Genomic DNA, 19997 nt, shown 5'->3' with positions numbered 1-19997 from the left:
TTAAAAAGTTGTGCGACGAGTTCAGATACCTATTTTGACGTTCATGATTCTGAGAGGCTTAATGCAGTTTTTAAGGAGGTTGCATCTACAATATTCAAAAGAGTAGTCAGAGTAACGCAATAGAGAGTAGCGATCTTTTTTTATTGATGATCTGAGTATAAGAAACTCTTTGTGCTCAATGTATTGCGATTAAGGTCTTCTAATCTTTTGAAAGAGTGAATGAATCCGTTTGATTATCAATGCTGATATTGAGGTATTTTAGTTGATTTTTTATTATTAACCGTCTCCCAAAAACATATTTGTTTTTCCATAGTGCTTTATGCTAAGAGAGGATCGTTCTAGAAAATTATATTTCTAAAAATATATTTTAAAAAGCATTATTGGGAAAATTTATGATTTTTTATAAGAGTATCGCTTCTTGTATTAATTTATTGAGATATTCTTGCAAAGGAAGTTTTTTTTTGTGTACGGCCATTATTTTGCCAGTTATTTTAATGGTGATTGGTATGGTGATTGATGTTTTTTCCTGGATGTATTACCGAAATATTCTAGAACAGGCATCTCATACGACGGTTCTTGCCGCTTTAACAAAATTATCTGACTCTTGTGGAGATATTGCCTTGGATGAAGTGCTGATACCAGAGACAGAAGAGTATGTAAAACGATATTTTAAAAGAATGCTTGATCATGATTTTAGTAGCGAAGATATTGATAAAATTATTCGCTCTTTACAGATTGATATTCAGAAGGATAGCAAATGTAATGCTTATAATATAACATTAAATCCTCGATATGATATGCCGTTAAGTTTATTTTTATTTTTTATGCGTGCTGCTATTGATATAAAATCGATGGGAGTAAATGTGGTTGTTAAGGGATATACAAGCCCTAAGAGCTCACATAAAGAGACAGCAGAATCGATACAGATGGTGATTGATGTATCAGGTTCTATGGGTGATCCTTTATATAAAGATGGTGCGTCGTTAAATTGTTATGGAAAGGCTATGTTGCTGCCGAATATACCTAATAATCCTGACAGGATAGGAATAGCGATTCAGAAAGGATCGCCTTATATTTTCAGTGAGGATCTTCTTTCTTGTGATAAATCTTTATACGAAGTATTGCACGGCAAAGAAAACAAACTCGGATTGCAGAAAAACAAGCCAGTTAGAGAAGTCACAGTTTCGCATTTACCATATCTTGTTCCTGCAAAAGCAGTAATTTTAAGAGATGCAATAGCTGAATTTATTAAGCACTTGCAAAAAATTAAAAATATTGAAGACAAGGTGCGAATTTCTAGCGTTGCTTTTTCTGATAAAATAGAGTCTGGTCACAATATGTCTTGGGGATTAGGATTAATTATACCTTTTGTTGCAAGCCTAGATTTTATAAAAGGAGCGCGTACAGATACTTCCGTAGGGATGCAAAAGGGATACGATAATATCTCTGCTTCGTCTGAAATAACAGAACACAATAAGAAAAATAATTATACGGTAAGAAAAAGCATCATACTCTTGACAGATGGTGTGAATGGTAGCCTTGCGATGGATTATAAGACATTTCAAATTTGTGAGAAAGCAAAAAAAGAAGGCATCAATATATTTACAATAGGTTTTGCGGTGCCTCAAAAGGATAAAAAACGAGCAGAAAAGCTATTAAAAACTTGTGCGACGAGTCCCGACACCTATTTTGACATTCGTGATTCTGAGAGGTTGAATGCAGTTTTTAAGGAGATTGCATCTGCAGTATTCGAAAGAGCAGTCAGAGTAACGCAATAGAGGATAGCGATTTTTTTATTGATGACCTGAGTATAAAGTACTCTTTGTACTCAATGGGTTGCCATTAAATTCTTCTAATCCTGTTATGGATTTGAAGAGGTATTGGGGGATTTGGTTAAGGGAAAAACATTGTCATGGAAGATATAAGTAAGATATTAAGAGGAATTCTTATCTTAATTTTTCATGCCAAAAATATGGTTTTTGCAAGGTTATGGTTTTTGTCTCTTATGTGGTTAGTATGATTTTAAGCTTTGTGGAAAATGTTTTTTTAACGGATGAGCTCATTCAATTATTGATAGTTTTTTAGTAGGATGATCGTTTGTTTTATGATTTAATTTTCGAGAGTAGAAAAAATTCTGTTTAAGAAATTTCTTGCATCGGATTAATTCTTTCCTTCGGATCTCCCATGCCAGATATATAATATCACCATCGGCAGGAATTTGATTCCGATGACGTTTTCCCTTTGAAAAGGTCCCGTTACAGAACAGTTTTGGCAATCAATCCCATAGACACAATCTCGACTGAGTCTTGAATTTCTATGAAGGATAATTTTGATAGAATCAACTATACCTATCGCAAAATTGATGACACATATTTCTACTTTGGAACTCATTTTCTATATATTTCCTTGCCATCTTGCATCTTACGTTTTTGGCGGGATAAGCCTTAAATTGATTTCATAAGTCAAGACGAAAATTTTCTTCTTGTTACGCGATAAAGGTTTGAATCTCGTATATTTGAAGGACGGCGTTGAAGAAATGATCTATGGTATCCAGATGTTTAGATATTTCCAAGTATAGCAAGTTGGATATCTATGTATTTTTAGAATTTTTGTCGTTTTAAAAAAAACCACTGGATTAGTATTAGATCCCTATGTTCTCATAAAGGTTCAAGTATATTAAACTGCGGATATCTGTACGTTTTTCAGAATGGTAACGTTTTGAAAGGCGCAATCAGAAAAATATCAGATCCCTATTTTTTTATGAAAGTCCTTTTGTTCTAGCTTATTTTCCCATCGGCAAACGATGATTGTAGCAACTGCATTGCCAATAATATTTGTTATAGACCGGCACTCTGACATGAAGCGATCAATTCCTAATATCAAGGACATTCCTCCAATAGGTAATGCTGGGAAGATAGATAATGTCGCTGCTAACGTTACAAATCCTGAACCAGAGACTCCCGCGGCTCCTTTTGAGGATATAATCGCAATGAGAAGAAGAGATATTTGATCTTGCACACTGAGAGAAATATTTGTTGCCTGAGCTATAAACAAGGCCGCTAACGTTATATAAATATTGGTTCCATCAAGATTAAAAGAGTAACCTGTAGGAACAACAATGCTTACAATCGAACGATGACAACCCAATTTTTCCATCTTTTCCATGAGACTTGGAAGAGCGGCTTCGGAGGAAGATGTGCTAAACACCAATAGAATTTCTTCTTTCAAATAGCGAATTAATTTAACAACAGAAAAACCACAGAGGCGTGCTAATAAACCTAGAATCACAAAGATAAAAAAAGCTGAGGTTAAGTATAAACTGCCAACGAGAAGAGCGAGATTGGATATTGACGATAGACCATATTTTCCTACCGTATAAGACATTGCTCCAAAGGCTCCCAAAGGTGCAGCTCGCATAACCAGAGAGATCATCTTAAAAATAGGAAAACTCATCTCTTCCAAAAAATTCTTGATGAGATCTGCTTTCTTTCCAATCAAGGATAGAGAAACTCCAAAGAGTATGGCGATGAACAACGTTTGTAGAATATTCCCAGAGATAAACGGTTTCAAGGCTGTCTCGGGGATAATATCCATTAAAAAATGGGAAAAAGATTCAAAATGACCTTTGAAGATATTCTCGGGCATATCTGTCATATCTAGTGATGTAGGATCTACATTCATTCCAGCACCAGGCTTTACTATATTTGCAACCACCATTCCGACAACGAGAGCTAATATTGAAAATACGGAAAAATAGGCCATCGCCTTTCCGAAAATTCCCCCAAGGCTTTTCACGTCTGTCATGCGTGCGATTCCTGTAGAAACGGTAAGGAATACCACGGGTGCGATAAGCATCTTTGTAACTTTGATGAAGATATCACCAAACGGTTTCATTTGTACGCTTATGTTTGGATAAAAGTAGCCAAGTACTACGCCAACAATAACGGCTACAATAACTTGGATATAAAGATGTTTGTACAAAGGAGAAACACTAGATTTTTCGGATAATTGGAGGGATGCGTTCATAATTTTTTTCCAATATTATGCGTATCATATAAATGTCATCGTACCGAGACGATAAATAGTGACATATACGATATAAAAAATCTATAGAAATTTATTGTTGGCTTCATATTATCAACTTAACAACTAGATTTATAATCTTTGGGTTGTGGATTAGGGACCATTTTGGTGATTTTCCTCCATTCTACGGATTTTTTTATATCAAAATCGAATAGATAGAATCTACGGATCGAGTTTCTTTTAGTAGAGTTTTTAGAATGAATATATTCATGGAGTATAGCGAATCATAGAATCAGGTATTTATTACGATAATGCTTTTTCATATTTTCCCCTTACCTTGTTTTAAAATTCGGGATTTAGTCTTCTGTTTTAGAGTCTATAAGACGAGAATTTTTAATTCCTAAACGCGTTCTATCTTTTCCTTTCCTATACATTCCTGCTTGGCGATCTGGCTTCCATCCATAGCTTGCCATTATGCCATTGATTTTCAATAATATTCCTAGGATATTGTTTATAACATGTATGTTGAGAAGAGATAAGACCAAGTCAAAAGGATAAGAAAGAGAAGATATTTTTTCAGGGAGGATCAATACTTTTCTATTCTGGCAGGGAAATTACGGAATTCATGTGTAGTTGCTCGGGTCCTGCGGCTATTATAGTTGCAAAGAGTTTGCGAGATCCTATGAGCAGAGCTGTTAACACCTACTCGTTTTTGATGTACGGGTAAACCATATGCTGAATGGGTGTGCGTTCATTGTCATATTATCATGATTGCCAAAGGAATTCTCTCTACTTTTAACGAATATTTCAATGAGTTTTATAAGATGTTTAGGAAACTCAAAGGTTGTGATTGGGTTTCGCCTTTTGTGTTTTTAGGAAAAAGATATTCCCCTTTAGATGCTGATATCCAGATAGGTAAGTATTTGAAAACCTCATCCCAGAATACGACAGAAAGTCACAAGCAAAGCAAGAAGCTTCTTTTCCAATGGTATTGGAATTGGAACATGTCTTTTTTTGTCCGTGGTTGGAAAGTCATCGCTGAAAGTCATCGGTTTTATATTGTGACTTTTCCACTCCAAGATAGGGAGTTGGCTTGGATATATTCTTATTTGAATACCCATTTCAAGCGGATGCCGCATTTTCCTTTAGAAACTGAATGGCATTATTTTGGAGTATCCTTTTGAGCGATCAACTTTCACGCCCAATAATGATGATATTATCCTTGTAAAGCTTTAGTGTGACGATTCCATTCGCATATACCTGACTCGTATCAATAAGGATTTGCAACATTTCTCTCTGGAGAAAACCAAAAAAATTGGAAAATAAGATTTGCATGTTGAGGCATTCAACTCTGCTAAATGAGTTGCTTCCGAATGTAACGAAAATAGCACGGATGGATATGTAGCAAAATAGTTCCGCCGATTTTCCAATCCCAAACGAATATGTTTTGCAGTGATCTTTTTATTATCAAAATATCCTGAATGTCCAACGACAGCATCAAAAGAGTTGCTCGCACTCTTTTGGATTGGTGTTTACCCATCTCCCATAACCCTGGATGGTCAAATACAGGAATGATTAACGTCCTATCACATTTATTGATCAGTTATCCCTGATAAGCCTGAATATATGTTTTTAAAAAACACATTCATTATTAAAGTTGTATTAACAGTTTTTTTTGGAGATCTATATTTGTCGCTGACGATTCATTCCCTGGAATATAAGATATACTGACGTCCCCCCACATATCCTTTTCTGCGGGTAAGAATTTTTTATAACGAGACAATGTTTTTAATTGTTTTTATTTGGATAACGTGTTGAGAAGGATGGTAATCAAAAGACGATAATAGAAGAAAATTATTTTTGAAATGAAGGCTATTTGAGATCCAATATATTCGTTTAAGAATTTTTCTAAAAAGTATCAGCGTTCAAAGATTTTGGGCCAGTTTTTAATGATGGGATGGATTATTTCTTTGGCAAGAGTTGTATTTTCTGAGGCAAAAAGAATTTCAGCTGGAGCTCCGCTGTGCAAATCTATCTTTTTCTCGCTATAAGCAGGATCGGTAATTTTTAAAACGACTTCATAGTAATTTTGTATTTGAGAGCCATTGTTATTTTGTGTAATAGTCGGACTTATCGTCTCAATAATTGCCTTGAATCTTTTTTCACGAAGTGCTGAATAAGTTGGAAAACGTACTATAGCTGTTTTGCCATATTGTACGTTTTGAATTTGTTGTGGTGTAACTTTTGCCCTAATATAACTAAGATTGCTGTTAGGAGATATCTTCATAATAAGCTGTGATTGTTGGGCGTAATTTATAGAAGTAAAGCTGTAGGTATATACAACTGTTCCTGTTATTGGCGATAGAATTGTGTATTGTGATAGTTTGTTGCGTAGAATGGTAAGTTTTGAAGTTTCATCAATGAATGCGCGTTGATGGTTATCTAGTTCGAGAGATTTGTCTTGCAGGTAGTTGGCAAATTCCACATGGGATTCATCGCGCAACTCATCTATACGGCGTAGTAAAGATCCTTGTGCACTTAGATGTTCAGTTAAATCAAGGTCACTTTTATGCACGATTCTTTCTTGCTGATGTAGATCATTTTTACTGATAATATTTTTATTAAAAAGTTTCTCCGCTGTTGTTAAATCTTCCTTATAGGATAATAGGAGTGCACGTGATAGGGAAATTTTATTTTCTAGATCATGGTGGTCGGCATAGATATTTTGTATACGGGTTAGTTTTAATTGCAACGATTCATATAGGACATATATCCCGTAATTAGATGTTTTAGAGCATATGGGTAGGTAATTTTTCAGAGGAATCAAGAACTTTTCGTCTTTTTTTTCAAAAGTTTTTTCAATTACGCTATGTTGATTGTTCAGAAAATTCAGTTCCGAACGTGCGTTATCTATGCGACATTTTAGATCAGTGATGCGTGAATTTGTGAGATCAATTAGATCTTTAATTTCGAAATCCTCAAATTTTAGGATAGGATCGCCTTTTAGAACCTTTGCGCCATTCTCAATTTGAAAATCGCTGATCATAGCAGAAAAAGGGGATCTTATTTCGACAATATTATCATCATTTAAAATTTCTCCAGAAGAGGAAAGACGTATTTCTATAGGTAATATAATTGCCCATATTGCAAGGATAATTATTCCAAAGGTGAAGAGAAGAGCAATCTGTTCAAGTGGTGTGAAATAGAGTTTTTTTAAATTTTTCCAAGAAATATTGCGCATTTTTTAAATTTTCATTGTGTTTTTATTAGAGGCAATGGTTTGGATTTTGAATAAATCTTGTGTTGGACCAAAAATAGGTCCCGCTATAGGATGCAATATGAGGGATAGGTCTGATATATCAAAAATTTTAGGATTTTGAGATGTTATAACGATTGTTTTTCCACTTGCTTTGAATTTTTTGAGCAGTATATAAAAATTATTCTCTGCTTCACTATCCATATGATGTAGTGGTTCATCCATCAAGATAATTTGGGGATTTTGAGAGACAATACGTGCCAAACGGATGTTTTGCATGAGACTATGAGGAATGTTTTGGGAAGATGCAATGGTTGCATATCCATCTTTCAGAGAAGAAATCGTAGCATGGCATCCTACAATTTTTGCTGCTTCGCGTGCCCTGTCTAATGCATTGCTATCATGAGACAAGGTGATGTTTTCTGTTATACTGATCGGAAATAAAGTGCATCTTTGTGAAAGATAAGCGACGTTTGAAGATAGGCGTTCAATTGTATCGGGGATTGCATTTATACCGCCAAGGGAAACAACGCCATTTTCTAGAGGCATTAAGCCAAGAGAACAGAGCAAGAAGCTGGTTTTCCCGCATCCGCTTGGGCCAGTTACGATGCAACATGTTCCTCCTGGGATAGTAAAGGATAAGTTTTGGAATAGAGGATGGGATGTTTCTTGATGGCGTATTGTTATGTTTTTTACAATGATATTGCTATTTGGTAATTGTTCTGCGGAGTAGTTTTTATTGTCATGAAAGTCCTCTTGTATATCGGAAAGGCTCTTGAACTCGATGATATTTTTCAGTGCTTTGGATCCGATTTTAAAGAATTTTCTAAAATTCATGATTTGTTCCAGGGGAGTAATTGCCCTAGAAACTATGATAGAAGTTGCTATAATGGAGCCCGCAGATAAATTTTGATGAATCACCAGCCAGGAACCCAATCCTAAGATTGTTGATTGGAGAATCATGCGCAGTGTTTTTATAAAAGTCGTGTTGAAACAGGATGTTTTTGCTACGAGTAGCTGACTTTCTTGTGCAGAGAGACGTTTTTCCCTCCAGGATTTTAATAGAAAGTCGCGTTCTACCGAGAAACGCATGCATTCAGGTTGGCATAATATCGCTTTGCCAAAGCTTATTTCGGTTTGATTCTTTATCTCATAAGTTTGAGTAAGCCGTTCATTCTTTGCGTTTAAGTAAACAGTAGTTGTAAGGAGGAGAATCGCACTGACTATTGCCAGAGTTCCTAGGGCAGGATGAATAAAAAAACTCAATGCGATAAAAATTGGAGTAAAAAAGAGATCAAATAGGGCCGGTAACGCAGGAGATCTAATGAATTTTTTCAACGTATCTAACGCAGATAGTGTTGATAAAAGAGATGTCTCATTAAAATAATATTTCTTACTAATAATCTTGATATAGGCTGTAAAAAATCGCTCTATGGAATGAGAAATTTCTATAAATATTCTTGCGCGTATCCAGTCGAAACCAAAGAAAAGCATATAGAGGAAAAGAGTGATCATGCTGATAGCAATGAGGTTAACATCGCTTTGTGCACCAATAACACTATCATAAATATGCATCATATAGATGGGATTCGTAAGATAGAGAATGTTGATAAAGACGCTTGGCAATATAATCAGAGCAAAGCTAGAAGGTGATATTTTTCTAATTTCAAATAAGTATTTCAAATAAAACATAAAAAATTCTGCTTTTGATTTAATGACAATTAAAAATAATAGTCTATAAACCATTAAAATAAATAGTTTACAAGCTATAATACAAGGTAAGGCATATAATATATATTATTACTTTTTGCGATATTTTAAAATATTTAATGAAGGTGTTTTATAAAAATGTATTCCCATATCAGCAAAAAATAATATAGACTTTGGAGTAATATTGCAATAACCTTATGCAAGGCGGGAGATGTCTTTCTATTTTACTGTAAATAGATGGTTAATAATCCCTTTAAATTTAAATGAGCTTTTTAAATAAGAGATATAGAATATACGGTACTTTTTGATAATTTCTATAGATTGAGGATTTTACATATGTGGATTGACGGTGATTTTCTTGATGTTTCTGGGGAAAAAAGAAGAAGCGCTACAGATCAAGAGAAATATAAAGGTAGTAGTCAACTTGATGGGACTTGGGGCTTTGGCGAAAGCAATATGCAGGTACAAGGAGCATCGCAAACATATGTAGAAAAGCCGTTTTTTTCGACAGATGATATTGCTAAACACTTGATTCGAAATAAAAATTGGTCTTATCATCTTGTTACGAAAAATCCATGGGTTCTTAAGGATCATCAGTTAACATATAGCTTCATTGGATTTGGAAGTGATGAAAAAAATGTTGTTCGTTCAGCGTTAGAGAAGTGGTCACAAGTTACAGGTATCACTTTTTATGAAACATCAGATCATTGTGATATTAAATTTGAGAATAATTTATCAGCACGCTATTATTGCTCTCCCTCGGATGGATCGCAATATCATATGTGTATTAACCTTCCCAAGCCTAATTTACCACAGCAAAAAATATGGGAAGGTACTTATCATTATTATGCTGCTCTTCATGAAATTGGCCATGCATTAGGGCTCTCCCATCCAGGAAATTACAATGGATTTGCTACATATGGAAAAGATAATGATTTTGAGAACGATTCTCATTCAACATCGGTGATGTCTTATTTCGGGCAGGACACAAATTTTTCTGCGATTAAAGATACTGTTGGTTATAGTATTACGCCGATGGTTGCAGATATTCTTGCTGTACAAGAAATTTATGGTCTTCCTAAAGAAAAGCTTGAAAATAATATCTATCAAATTTCCGTTGAATCCATTAATCCAGATGGAATACTTGTTGTTCAAGCGCTTTATGATTCAGGAGGTTATGATACACTAAATACAGAATACCTTGGGAGGGTTAATAATTATATCACTCTTAATCCGGAAGAATGGTCCGATCTTGGCGGTTACAGGAAAAATTTTGTTATTGCACGGAACACTATTATAGAAAAGGCTATCGGGGGAGATGGAAATGATATCATCATTGGCAATGTTGCTGATAATACGCTGAAAGGAGGTTCTGGAGAAAATATTATTGATGGCAGAGAAGGTTTAGATACGGCGCTCTATGATTCACACAGTAGGCAAAAAAAAATCTACCATTTTAATGAAATAACAATTGTATATGATATTTCTCAACAAAACCGAGACCGTATTGTAAATGTTGAAAAGCTAGAATTTTCTGATGATCAGATTAATCTATCGGATCTTGAGAGAAAAAGTATATTGGAGTATACAGCCTCATATAAAGACCTTATGTGTCATTTAGGGGTCGAAGTTAAAAATGCCGAATTGCATTTGATGCAATTTGGTATTCACGAAAAAAGGGAAGTCACCTTTGATGTGCAGCAATACTTGAATAATTACCCTGATTTATATCAGGTTTTTGGAAATGATCGAGAAGCTGCTACAAAGCACTATATCACTTCTGGATTTTCAGAAGGACGTATTGCGACTGCATTAGATTCATTGAATTCTTTAAAATATATTGCATCTCATGAAGATTTGATAAGAGCATATCATACTGAAAAAGATCTTGTTAAAGTTGGTAGAGAGCACTTTTTTAAATATGGTGTTACAGAAGGACGGTCTATTACCTTTGATCCGCATCTGTATCTGGGTAGCCATGCGGATTTACTTCAAAAATTTGGAAATGATCAAGAAGCTGCTACAAAGCACTATATAACTTCTGGATATTTAGCAGGACTTAGTCCAGATTCATTCGATTCTTTAAGATATATTGCATCTCATGAAGATTTGATAAAAGCGTATTGTACTGAAGGAGATCTTATTGGAGTCGGTAAACAGCACTTTTCTACATATGGTTTTAAAGAGGGACGTTCTATTACTTTCGATTCAGATATGTACCTTAAGAATCATGCGGATTTACTTCAAAAATTTGGAAATGATCAAGAAGCTGCTACAATATACTATATCACTGATGGATTTAATAAAAGAGGCAGTCTAACTGAAACAGATGCTTTAAAGTATATTGCGTCTTATGAAGATTTGATAAGAGCGTATCATAATGCAGAGAATCTTATTGAGGCTGGTAAAGAACACTTTTCAAAATATGGTTTTATAGAAGGGCGGTCTATTACCTTTGATCCATTGCAGTATCTCAACGACAATCCGAGTTTACGTTCGCAGCTTCAAGGAAGATATGAAGATGCTACATGGGAGTATATCACTCGTGGATTTTGGGTTGGACGTACCTCTGGAAAGCATTCGCAGTATAATATATCTGAAGATTATTTGGCCAATACCGCTTCTAAGCCATTAGATAAATTTAAACTATACGATATGCACAGTCAGCCCCATCAAAAAGGAGATTTTTCTAATGTCTTTGATAGCTATATTACTGAAAATAGCTTTGAGGATATTGCAAAATCCAGTGATGAAGTCTACAACGTTGGCGATATGAGCTTAGATATATTACATTAAACAGTATCAGCGAAAAACCAGTTCCAATTGTAACTCGTAAAGTTTTCTTCAGCTATAGTTTTTGACATATATCCGAGATGATACATGATTGACATTGTGGTTTACGAGCTTTGCAAACGTAGCGTCCATGTAAAACGAGCCAATAATGAGCGTGATATTTGTGCTTTTCGGGAATTATTTTGAGTAAGGATTTTTCAACTTCCATAGGATTTTTCCCTGGTGCTAGCCTAATTCTATTGGCAATACGAAAGATATGCGTGTCCACGCCGATGGTTGGTATCCCAAAAGCCATGGATAAAACTACATTCGCGCCTTTTCGTCCTATGCCGGGAAGGCGCATCAGTTCTTCTCGGGTTTGCGGTACTTTCCCGTTAAAATCATTAATAAGTATTTGAGATAGGGCAATAATATTTTGTGCTTTTTTACGATAGATCCCGATCGTTTTTATACGAGAACGGATTTCTTCTTCACCCAATTGAATCGCTTTTTCAGGTGTATCAGCTATACAAAACAGAGATTCTGTTACTTTATTAACGCTTACATCCGTTGCTTGAGCCGAAAGCATTACCGCTATAATTAAAGTAAAGTGGTTGATATAATATAGCTCTCCTTTTGGTGATGGCCATTTTAGAGAAAAGCGGCGAAATATCTCTTCCAAATCTTCTTGACTATATAAGCAATCTAGGGGAGGTATTTTTTCGAGAAGATCCAGTTTATTTGAAGAATCAGTACGCAATTTAGCCTCACGAAGAGAAAATAAAACTATTTAAACAAGAATTGCAGACCAAAATATCCTCTCAAAAATTTCTTCTGTCCCCCCTACAGAAATTTTTACATAGAATATATCGTATCCTTACAAAGGGATAAATGCGAAAATAACCTTTATTATTATTCAACCCGGAATAAAAGAGCTCTAATCTTTTTTTGTTGTTGTACTCATCACAAATGCAGGAATGGAATCGCCAAATCCTACAGGAGACATTGCATTTCTTGGGTGGTGGTTTTTGCGCAAATTTGACATGTTTTCACTACCTTTAAGAGGAAGATCCAGATTCTGGACAGGCTCTTCTCTTTTCCTGGTGCTGGGGGCAGGGACTCTTGTAGGCTTCTTGATGGTTTTAGAATCACAATTATTTTCTCTTTTGATAGAGGCTTCTGAAGGAGGTAATAAGCTTGACAAGTCTCCATTTAACCATTCAACTTTTTTTGCTATTAGATTTTCAATGACATTAGCGTATTTAATGTCTTCGCGTGTAACGAAAGTAAACGCTTTTCCGGAGCGTCCTGCACGCCCAGTGCGCCCAATTCTGTGAATGTAATTTTCAGCATGAGTTGGAACATCAAAATTGTATACATGCCCAACATCAGGAATATCAAGTCCGCGAGCAGCTACATCAGAGGCTACCATAAGCTGGATGTTTCCCTCTTTGAAATTATGCAGCATTGCCATGCGTGATCGTTGATCCATGTTCCCGTGGATAGCGCATACCGAAAAACCATGGCGCTCAAGGGAGCGGAAGAGATTTGCAACATCTTTCTTTTGATTGCAGAATATAATAGCATTTTTGAGGTCATCTTGGGAGCGGATTAACTGTCGCAAGAGATTTCGCTTGGCGGAACTCGGAGGATGAACTGCAACAAACCAATGTTTTATAGTTTCAGCTGTGGAAGAAGGTAAATTGACTTCAATTCGTTCTGGATTTTGCAGGAATTGTTCAGAAACTTCCTGAAGTTCCGGTGTCATTGTCGCTGAAAACAAAAGAGTTTGCCGCGTAAATGGTATAAGTTTGGTGATGTTTGCGATATCGGGAACAAATCCCATATCAAGCATTCTATCGGCTTCATCAATAACCAGGATCTCAATACTATTCATCAACAACTTGCCTCGGTTGAAGTGATCAAGCATTCTTCCTGGAGTACATATGAGTACGTCAGCACCTCTTTCCAGCGTTTTATTTTGCTTGTCAAAAGGCACTCCACCAATCAAGAGAGCAATATTTAAATTGTAATTCTTTCCATATTTTGCGAAGTTATCTGCAACTTGTGCTGCAAGTTCCCGCGTCGGCTCCAATATTAGGGTTCGGGGCATACGAGTACGTGCTCTCCCTTTCTCAAGGATAGTAAGCATTGGTAATACAAAAGACGCCGTTTTCCCCGTTCCTGTTTGAGCTATGCCACAGACATCACGTCCCTGAAGCACAAACGGAATAGTTTTTATCTGGATGGGCGTAGGCTCGGTATAGCCAGCATCTGCGACAGAACGAACAACTTTTGGGCTTAGGCCAAGATCGGAAAAATTCATAAAAAAAGCTCTATACTAATCATTTATCTAGATGTTTCCTCTTAATCTATCTTTTGAAAAAGGAAAAAGGTAAAGGATGCAAGAAAAATATCTAAATACTGAGGTTTACCATGCTCGATTCACGTCACTCTTTCAACCGTATTCCTGCATTTATATACATTAATGGATCAAAAGACACCCCATTACGGCGTATCACACAGTGTAAATGAGTTCCTGTTGAATGTCCAGTTGAGCCAGCTAATCCTTATTACTTGCTTGAATTTTACTGTTTCTTCTTTTCGAACAAGGATACGAGATAAATGTCCATAATAAGTACTAATACCTTCTCCATGATCTATGATAATTGCATTCACATACTTCCCTAGATGACCTGCTGAAATAATCTTCCCGTTTCCTGTTGAAATGATAGGTTCTCCTTCTGAAAAAAGAAAATCTATTCCTGCATGTATTGTAGACTTTTTAGTAAAAGGATTGATGTGTTTACCAAAAAACTTGTAATATGCTTTTTTTCTGCAGGATGCCCTAAAGGCATTTCAGAGGAGATAGTATGTATGTTGAATATGTTTTGTAGGGCTTTGTCAAGAGAATGAATTGTTTCTTTGGACGGTTTATTATCATCAATTGTTAAAAGTGTACCACCAGAATCTTCTGGAGGAAAATATTTTTCTGTTTTTACTCTGATTTTTTTGAGTATCAAAAGAATATCTTTTGCCGTTTTTATTGCTTCGCTTGTAATGGAAAAGATTTTCTCTGTAAAATTTTGTTGTTTTATGGGTTGATCAATTTTTTCGTCTATGGCGCGTTAGTGGATGGCTTCACGGGATATAATGTAGTCTATTTGTGTGTGAAGGGAAGCAATGCGAGCTTGGTAATTGGATTGTATTTGCGCATTACGGGAGATGATGGTGTATAATATGTCTTCCTTTAGAATAATATAGGTTGTCTCTATAAAGAAAACTATTGATAGTAGAGTAGCACATCCTAGAATGAATTTCAGTGTCCTGGGATGTAAGATAATATGGCGAAGCTTATTTCCGTCGGAAAATATCATTGTACATTGCTTAGGATGATTCCTGAAAATGCGATTTTTGTGTGGATGATGGGCATGATTATGCAACCGAATTTTCATCCTAAGGAACCTTTCTTTTCCTTGTTTCTCTTCTATTTCCCAATTAATATCGTTTAGAGTTAATATTTACTTATGCGTTGTAATTTTTTTATTAATCAATCAAGTATTTTATAAAAATACGCTGGTATTGTCTTTTTTATTCATCTAGATGAGAAAATTAACGCAATTTTTGGTAGGATATTTTTTATTGACTTTTATTTATACTTTTTTCAAGAAAATTTATAGGATGCACTGCTATCGATTTTTTTCGGACTTCAAAGTGAACCTTCGGTTTCTGTGTGTTTCCACTCATACCGGAAAGAGCAATTATTTGTCCGCGACGAACTTGTTGTCCCTTACTGACATGAAGAACGCTGGCGTGTGCATAGACCGTCACCATTGAGTTGTCATGGCGGATTAAAACAATATTCCCTAATTCCACGAGAACATTTCCTGAATAAATGACCGTACCATCTGTTGCCGCTTTAATTGGTGTATTAGAAGGGACAAAAATATCAATTCCGTTGTTTTTTTGGAAAGAATCGACAACCTTTCCTATAGCTGGCCAAAGGTATTTATCTGGTTTTTCCTTCCCAGAGTTTATTTTGTTCGATGAACTTTGTTCTGTCCGATTTTGTATAGTCTTATTGTTTTCATGAGAAATCCCTCCTTTTTCTTTCGCGATGGGTTCAATTTTTGGGTTGTTTTTTATTTTGCGACGGTTTTGGTGGATTTGAGAAGTATTGAGATCATTTTTCTTTTCCGTATTTTGTGGAGTATATAGACTAGCCTTATCCTTGGATGGATAAGAGGATATATTATTCCTTAGAGATGCTTGACGTTTTTTTTGTTTACGGAAATTTAAGTTTTTATTGTCTTTGGGATGGGAATATAATAGAGGCTGACTGGGAGAGGGAGACGTTTTTGCTAAATGTTTGTTTGGATGGGAATAATTATTTAAAGGGAATTCTGTATCCTTCTTTCCCTTGTGTTGATAAATGATTTTATCATTATTTTTTTTGACATGCTGTGGGTAAATCATCTCTTTGGTAAAAAAGAACGTAGGTTGAAATTTCTGTTTAGGCAAATCCTTGCGATCACCAACATTAATAGTTGGGATAGGGAGATTTCCAAAGTGTTTTACATCAATGCTACAGCCGGAAATAAGCGGCAGCATTATTACTAAAGCTGCCATCTTTTTTATTTTTTTTTGAGGACTCATATTGGAGAAAAATAAAGAACTTGAACGCATATAAGAGACGCTCCCTCTAACAATATTTTCGTTATGTGCCAAAAAATACGGTATTAAAATCTATACTTAGTCAAAACCATCACAGATAGATAGGCAAGAGTTGAGCATATTCTTTTTAAAACATTCAAGGGCAGGATGATGAGATGCCTGGAAAGGACCAAAAAATTCCCTGAGTATTTTTAATTTTTCTCAACAAGTACACTCAAGATAATCGCAAGGGATGTCCTGCGATTCTCTTCTTCCGGTGATTTGGCATAATCCCCGCTACCAATAGAGAGAAATCCACCATTATACATCTTGCTATCATCAGATTGGCGAATGGAATTCCATTCCACGAGAATAAATTTTTTGGTCTTTTCGTAATACTATTACTAAGATTTTAGCAACAGAGAGACATGTTCTTTATAATCATGATCTGTAAAATTGGTTTTTACGGGAGTAACGGAAATCATGTCATTTTTTATAGCAAAAACATCGGATTTTTTACATAATTTCTCCGAAACATCACGAAAATCCATACAGTATTGGGTTAGGAAAGGATCTGTAGAAACTTCTTTTATTTCAATTTTAAAACACGGTTTTTCTTGAGAAGTAACTGCTATTCCTTTGACATTTTTGGGAGTGCAACAAGGAAAATTAATATTGAAGAGGGTTGCGTCTGAAATATTTGCGTTTATCAACTTGCGTAGAACATTGGGAGCATGTGTTTTGGCGACATCCCACGGGATCGCATGCTGATTGATATAAGCCTGGCTCAGCGCAAAGGAACGGATGCCTTGTAAGTTGCCTTCAAAGGCGGCTGCCAAGGTTCCAGAATATACGAGATGGTTAGCGGTATTCGTTCCAATATTCACGCCGGATAATACTAGATCCGGTTTTTTGTCACATAATTTATGGAGTGCTACGATAACGCAATCGGATGGAGTTCCGTTAAGGGCGAAGTGTTTATCACTGACTTCACGAAGGGATAAACTCCTAGATATTGTTAGGGAATTTGCTAGACAACTTTGGTCAGTTTCTGGAGAGACTACCCATATATCGTCAGAGAAATTTTTAGCAATATCCTCTAGTACTAATAATCCTTCAGATTTTATTCCATCGTCATTTGTTAAAAGGATTCTCATTTATCTACTCCGGCATATGTGGTTTTTCGATTTTTTCTAAACCACCCATATAAGGTCTTAGAACATTTGGAATGGTAACAGAACCATCCTTATTGAGATAGTTTTCCAGAACTGCAATGAGACATCGACCTGTCGCTACTCCGGATCCATTCAGTGTATGTGTAAATTTTAACGATTTATTTTGCGATCTACGATAGCGCGATTTCATTCGTTTTGATTGAAAGTCGCCGCAGATAGAACAAGAAGAAATTTCACGATATTCCTTCTGTCCAGGCAACCAAACTTCTAGATCGCAAGTTTTTTGTGCACTAAAGCCAAGATCTCCGGTGCATAGAGAGACAACGCGATAATGCAACTCTAGTTTTTTTAGAACTTCTTCTGCACAGGATATCATGCGTTCATGTTCTGTAAGAGAATTGTCTTCTGTTGTGATGGAGACTAGCTCGCATTTCCAAAATTGGTGCTGCCGAAACATGCCACGTGTATCTCGCCCATATGATCCGGCTTCTGACCGAAAACAAGGAGACAAAGAGGTGAAACGCAGGGGTAATTGACTATGTAAAAGTATTTCATTGGCAACGAGATTGGTTAATATCACTTCAGCGGTTGGAATGAGATAACGAGAGTCAGTGGTTTTAAATACGTCTTCTTCAAATTTCGGGAGTTGTCCTGTACCATATAGTGCTGTGTGATTCACCAACAAGGGACCAGATATTTCGGTATAACCATGCTTAGAAGTATGAAGATCCAGCATAAATTGACCTAATGCCCTTTCTAGATGGGCAAGATATCCCCTTAACACAGAAAAACGCGCTCCGGACAATTGAGAAGCACGTTCAAAGTCCATCAATCCTAGTGCTTCTCCTATGGAAAAATGTTCCTTGGATAGATGTGTTGCATCTGGTTTCTTCCCTATGGATCGTATTACGATATTTTCAGCAGCATCTTTCCCTATAGGAACATCATCTAAGGGGATGTTAGGAATAAGTCGGAGGATGGAGTTAAGTCGACCTAATGCTATATTCGTGGATTGTTCTAGAGATGATATATTTTCTTTTATATCCATAATCTCTGCTTTGAGATTTTCCACAGGTGACTTATCGCTTTGTGCTAAAGCTTTTCCAATGAGTGCAGAAATATAATTGCGACGTTCTCTTGCTTTTTCCAGATTTGTTATGTCTCTGCGATATTTTTTATCCCAAAACAAAATGCGTTTGGACTCTGTATATGTCTCGCCAGCAGACTCTATCTCCTTGCGGTGAACGCATTCCTCCACCGTTAAAGGACCCGCGGCAAGATCAATGCTACGTTTCCTTAGTGCAATATCTAGTGCTTCAGGATTTTCGCGAATCCATTTTATATCAATCATGATAGACGATCCGGATTCCTAAAAAGTTGACGATATGCCTTTCAACGGTACAGATCACATTATTGCTTCGGTTTGTTTTTCTGTCAACGTTTGAAAGGGGAGCAAAAATAAATCAAAGGTGTTTTTTAGGTTGTTTTGGATTTTAATCAATAGACTCCAAAATGGCACGCTATCCTACTGATAGTCTGCTCACTTAAAAAGATAAAAGTCTTTCAATTTTAATCTTTATGTATCTATATCACGTGTACCATAACTATAGAGTTTCTCAAAGAAGTTGAATAGAATATTGAGCATGGGTTTTGCGCAGATATATAGATAAAAATTTGGAAAAATTATGATATCTCGAATGATAGAAAAAAGAGATTAAATTATTGTTGTGAAATTATTTTTATGTTCTGTGTTGAATTGATATCATAACATCCTTGACGCAGGGATGAAGTTTTCTCCAATTTAGAAACCCCACATGTCTATCAAAAAGAATCAAATTCTTTTTTGGAAAAATCGTGATTGACAAGACTCGAAGCGGTTTCCGAGGCATTTTTATGCATGAGGGAGGGATAGGATAAAGAAGTGGAGGGGCTGAAAGCTTCTTTTTCGTTGTTTTTATCCTGTCATAATGCGCGATGCATTAAAATAGCTTTCAAACAGTAAGGGATCAAAACGGTTGGCAAGAAGAGGTTGTAGATTTCTATAGCTGTTCATTTCAAAGAATATTTAAACTGAAGCGAGTGTCTTTTTACAAAGGGTAATGTTTACAGCAAGGAAGAGGATGATAAGTATCGGAAAGCCTGTTTTTAGATACGTGCCTCTCGTGTGGTCGTAGTATTGGTTAAGCTTTTGGGTAGGTGTTGCTGGATGATTGTTATGTCCAGTAGCGTGTAGAGCATTTTTCAGAAAACTTTATATCAGAAATGCAATATAAAACCTCTGCAGATGGGTTCCAACATTATTCAGGTTAAAAATAGTGCCAGCAGAACTCTATAGATATAAATCTGGATCTTAATACACGACGCTCCTACGAGTAAGGCAAAACATTCATTCATTTTAAGGGAAGGTT

The 19997-nt window shown here is 35.9% G+C and carries 15 protein-coding genes; 3 read left to right on the top strand and 12 right to left on the bottom strand.

Going from position 1 to position 19997, the window contains the following annotated elements:
• Window positions 1-392: 392 nt before the first annotated feature.
• Window positions 393-1778, top strand: a complete 1386-nt coding sequence (locus H0G72_RS01575; RefSeq protein WP_182016932.1) for a vWA domain-containing protein — start codon at window positions 393-395, stop codon at window positions 1776-1778.
• A 382-nt stretch (window positions 1779-2160) separates the two neighbouring features.
• On the opposite strand, the gene H0G72_RS01570 is transcribed toward H0G72_RS01575, so the two are convergent.
• The 3 genes from H0G72_RS01570 to H0G72_RS01560 all read right to left on the bottom strand — a co-directional run bounded on the left by H0G72_RS01570 (window position 2161) and on the right by H0G72_RS01560 (window position 4613).
• A complete protein-coding gene (locus H0G72_RS01570) occupies window positions 2161-2391 on the bottom strand; it encodes a hypothetical protein (RefSeq protein WP_182016930.1) in 231 nt (76 codons plus the stop codon).
• A gap of 351 nt (window positions 2392-2742) precedes the next feature.
• Entirely contained in the window at window positions 2743-4026 is a 1284-nt protein-coding gene (dctA, locus tag H0G72_RS01565; protein ID WP_182016928.1) for a C4-dicarboxylate transporter DctA, read from the bottom strand.
• Between the two features lie 353 nt (window positions 4027-4379).
• Window positions 4380-4613, bottom strand: a complete 234-nt coding sequence (locus H0G72_RS01560; protein WP_182016926.1) for a hypothetical protein — start codon at window positions 4611-4613, stop codon at window positions 4380-4382.
• A gap of 234 nt (window positions 4614-4847) precedes the next feature.
• On the opposite strand from H0G72_RS01560, the gene H0G72_RS01555 reads away from it, so the two are divergent.
• Window positions 4848-5207, top strand: coding sequence for a hypothetical protein (locus tag H0G72_RS01555; protein ID WP_182016924.1), 360 nt, complete (start codon window positions 4848-4850; stop codon window positions 5205-5207).
• 734 nt (window positions 5208-5941) lie between these two features.
• Here the strand turns inward: H0G72_RS01555 and H0G72_RS01550 are convergent.
• Both H0G72_RS01550 and H0G72_RS01545 read right to left on the bottom strand, forming a co-directional pair.
• The gene (locus H0G72_RS01550) at window positions 5942-7264 is read right to left on the bottom strand and encodes an HlyD family secretion protein (protein ID WP_182016922.1); all 1323 of its coding nucleotides are present in this window, start codon (window positions 7262-7264) and stop codon (window positions 5942-5944) included.
• 3 nt (window positions 7265-7267) lie between these two features.
• On the bottom strand, window positions 7268-8857 hold the full coding sequence (locus H0G72_RS01545) for an ATP-binding cassette domain-containing protein (protein WP_259345086.1): 1590 nt from the start codon (window positions 8855-8857) through the stop codon (window positions 7268-7270).
• Window positions 8858-9325: 468 nt separating this feature from the next.
• Here H0G72_RS01545 and H0G72_RS01540 point away from each other — a divergent pair, with 468 nt between their 5' ends.
• On the top strand, window positions 9326-11785 hold the full coding sequence (locus tag H0G72_RS01540) for a M10 family metallopeptidase C-terminal domain-containing protein (protein ID WP_182016918.1): 2460 nt from the start codon (window positions 9326-9328) through the stop codon (window positions 11783-11785).
• Window positions 11786-11837: 52 nt separating this feature from the next.
• Here the strand turns inward: H0G72_RS01540 and nth are convergent, their stop codons facing one another.
• The 7 genes from nth to serS form a co-directional block, all read right to left on the bottom strand.
• Window positions 11838-12521 carry an endonuclease III gene (gene nth / locus H0G72_RS01535; RefSeq protein ID WP_409049307.1) on the bottom strand — a complete coding sequence of 228 codons (684 nt, stop codon included), beginning with the start codon at window positions 12519-12521 and terminating at the stop codon, window positions 11838-11840.
• A 177-nt stretch (window positions 12522-12698) separates the two neighbouring features.
• Window positions 12699-14087: a DEAD/DEAH box helicase gene (locus tag H0G72_RS01530; protein WP_182016916.1), complete on the bottom strand. Its 1389-nt coding sequence runs from the start codon at window positions 14085-14087 to the stop codon at window positions 12699-12701.
• Window positions 14088-14269: 182 nt separating this feature from the next.
• The gene (locus H0G72_RS06410) at window positions 14270-14491 is read right to left on the bottom strand and encodes a M23 family metallopeptidase (RefSeq protein ID WP_409049309.1); all 222 of its coding nucleotides are present in this window, start codon (window positions 14489-14491) and stop codon (window positions 14270-14272) included.
• A 29-nt stretch (window positions 14492-14520) separates the two neighbouring features.
• Entirely contained in the window at window positions 14521-14784 is a 264-nt protein-coding gene (locus H0G72_RS01520) for a hypothetical protein (RefSeq protein WP_182016914.1), read from the bottom strand.
• 616 nt (window positions 14785-15400) lie between these two features.
• Complete coding sequence (locus tag H0G72_RS01515) at window positions 15401-16447, bottom strand: M23 family metallopeptidase (protein ID WP_182016912.1); 1047 nt, start codon at window positions 16445-16447, stop codon at window positions 15401-15403.
• A 371-nt stretch (window positions 16448-16818) separates the two neighbouring features.
• The gene (surE, locus tag H0G72_RS01510; RefSeq protein ID WP_182016910.1) at window positions 16819-17571 is read right to left on the bottom strand and encodes a 5'/3'-nucleotidase SurE; all 753 of its coding nucleotides are present in this window, start codon (window positions 17569-17571) and stop codon (window positions 16819-16821) included.
• Window positions 17572-17575: 4 nt separating this feature from the next.
• The gene (gene serS / locus H0G72_RS01505) at window positions 17576-18940 is read right to left on the bottom strand and encodes a serine--tRNA ligase (RefSeq protein WP_182016908.1); all 1365 of its coding nucleotides are present in this window, start codon (window positions 18938-18940) and stop codon (window positions 17576-17578) included.
• Window positions 18941-19997 lie beyond the last annotated feature (1057 nt).

It is taken from the genome of Candidatus Liberibacter sp. (assembly GCF_014048425.1).
GTDB lineage: Bacteria > Pseudomonadota > Alphaproteobacteria > Rhizobiales > Rhizobiaceae > Liberibacter.
This window is presented reverse-complemented; position numbering and strand designations above follow the sequence as displayed.

Bases quoted from the DNA above. Each gene is read 5' to 3' on its own strand.
- H0G72_RS01545 (WP_259345086.1), bottom strand. From the start codon at position 8,857: ATGATGCATATTTATGATAGTGTTATTGGTGCACAAAGCGATGTTAAC.
- H0G72_RS01575 (WP_182016932.1), top strand. From the start codon at position 393: ATGATTTTTTATAAGAGTATCGCTTCTTGTATTAATTTATTGAGATAT.
- serS (WP_182016908.1), bottom strand. From the start codon at position 18,940: ATGATTGATATAAAATGGATTCGCGAAAATCCTGAAGCACTAGATATT.
- H0G72_RS01570 (WP_182016930.1), bottom strand. From the start codon at position 2,391: ATGAGTTCCAAAGTAGAAATATGTGTCATCAATTTTGCGATAGGTATA.
- H0G72_RS01540 (WP_182016918.1), top strand. From the start codon at position 9,326: ATGTGGATTGACGGTGATTTTCTTGATGTTTCTGGGGAAAAAAGAAGA.
- dctA (WP_182016928.1), bottom strand. From the start codon at position 4,026: ATGAACGCATCCCTCCAATTATCCGAAAAATCTAGTGTTTCTCCTTTG.
- H0G72_RS01555 (WP_182016924.1), top strand. From the start codon at position 4,848: ATGTTTAGGAAACTCAAAGGTTGTGATTGGGTTTCGCCTTTTGTGTTT.
- H0G72_RS01550 (WP_182016922.1), bottom strand. From the start codon at position 7,264: ATGCGCAATATTTCTTGGAAAAATTTAAAAAAACTCTATTTCACACCA.
- H0G72_RS01530 (WP_182016916.1), bottom strand. From the start codon at position 14,087: ATGAATTTTTCCGATCTTGGCCTAAGCCCAAAAGTTGTTCGTTCTGTC.
- H0G72_RS01515 (WP_182016912.1), bottom strand. From the start codon at position 16,447: ATGCGTTCAAGTTCTTTATTTTTCTCCAATATGAGTCCTCAAAAAAAA.
- surE (WP_182016910.1), bottom strand. From the start codon at position 17,571: ATGAGAATCCTTTTAACAAATGACGATGGAATAAAATCTGAAGGATTA.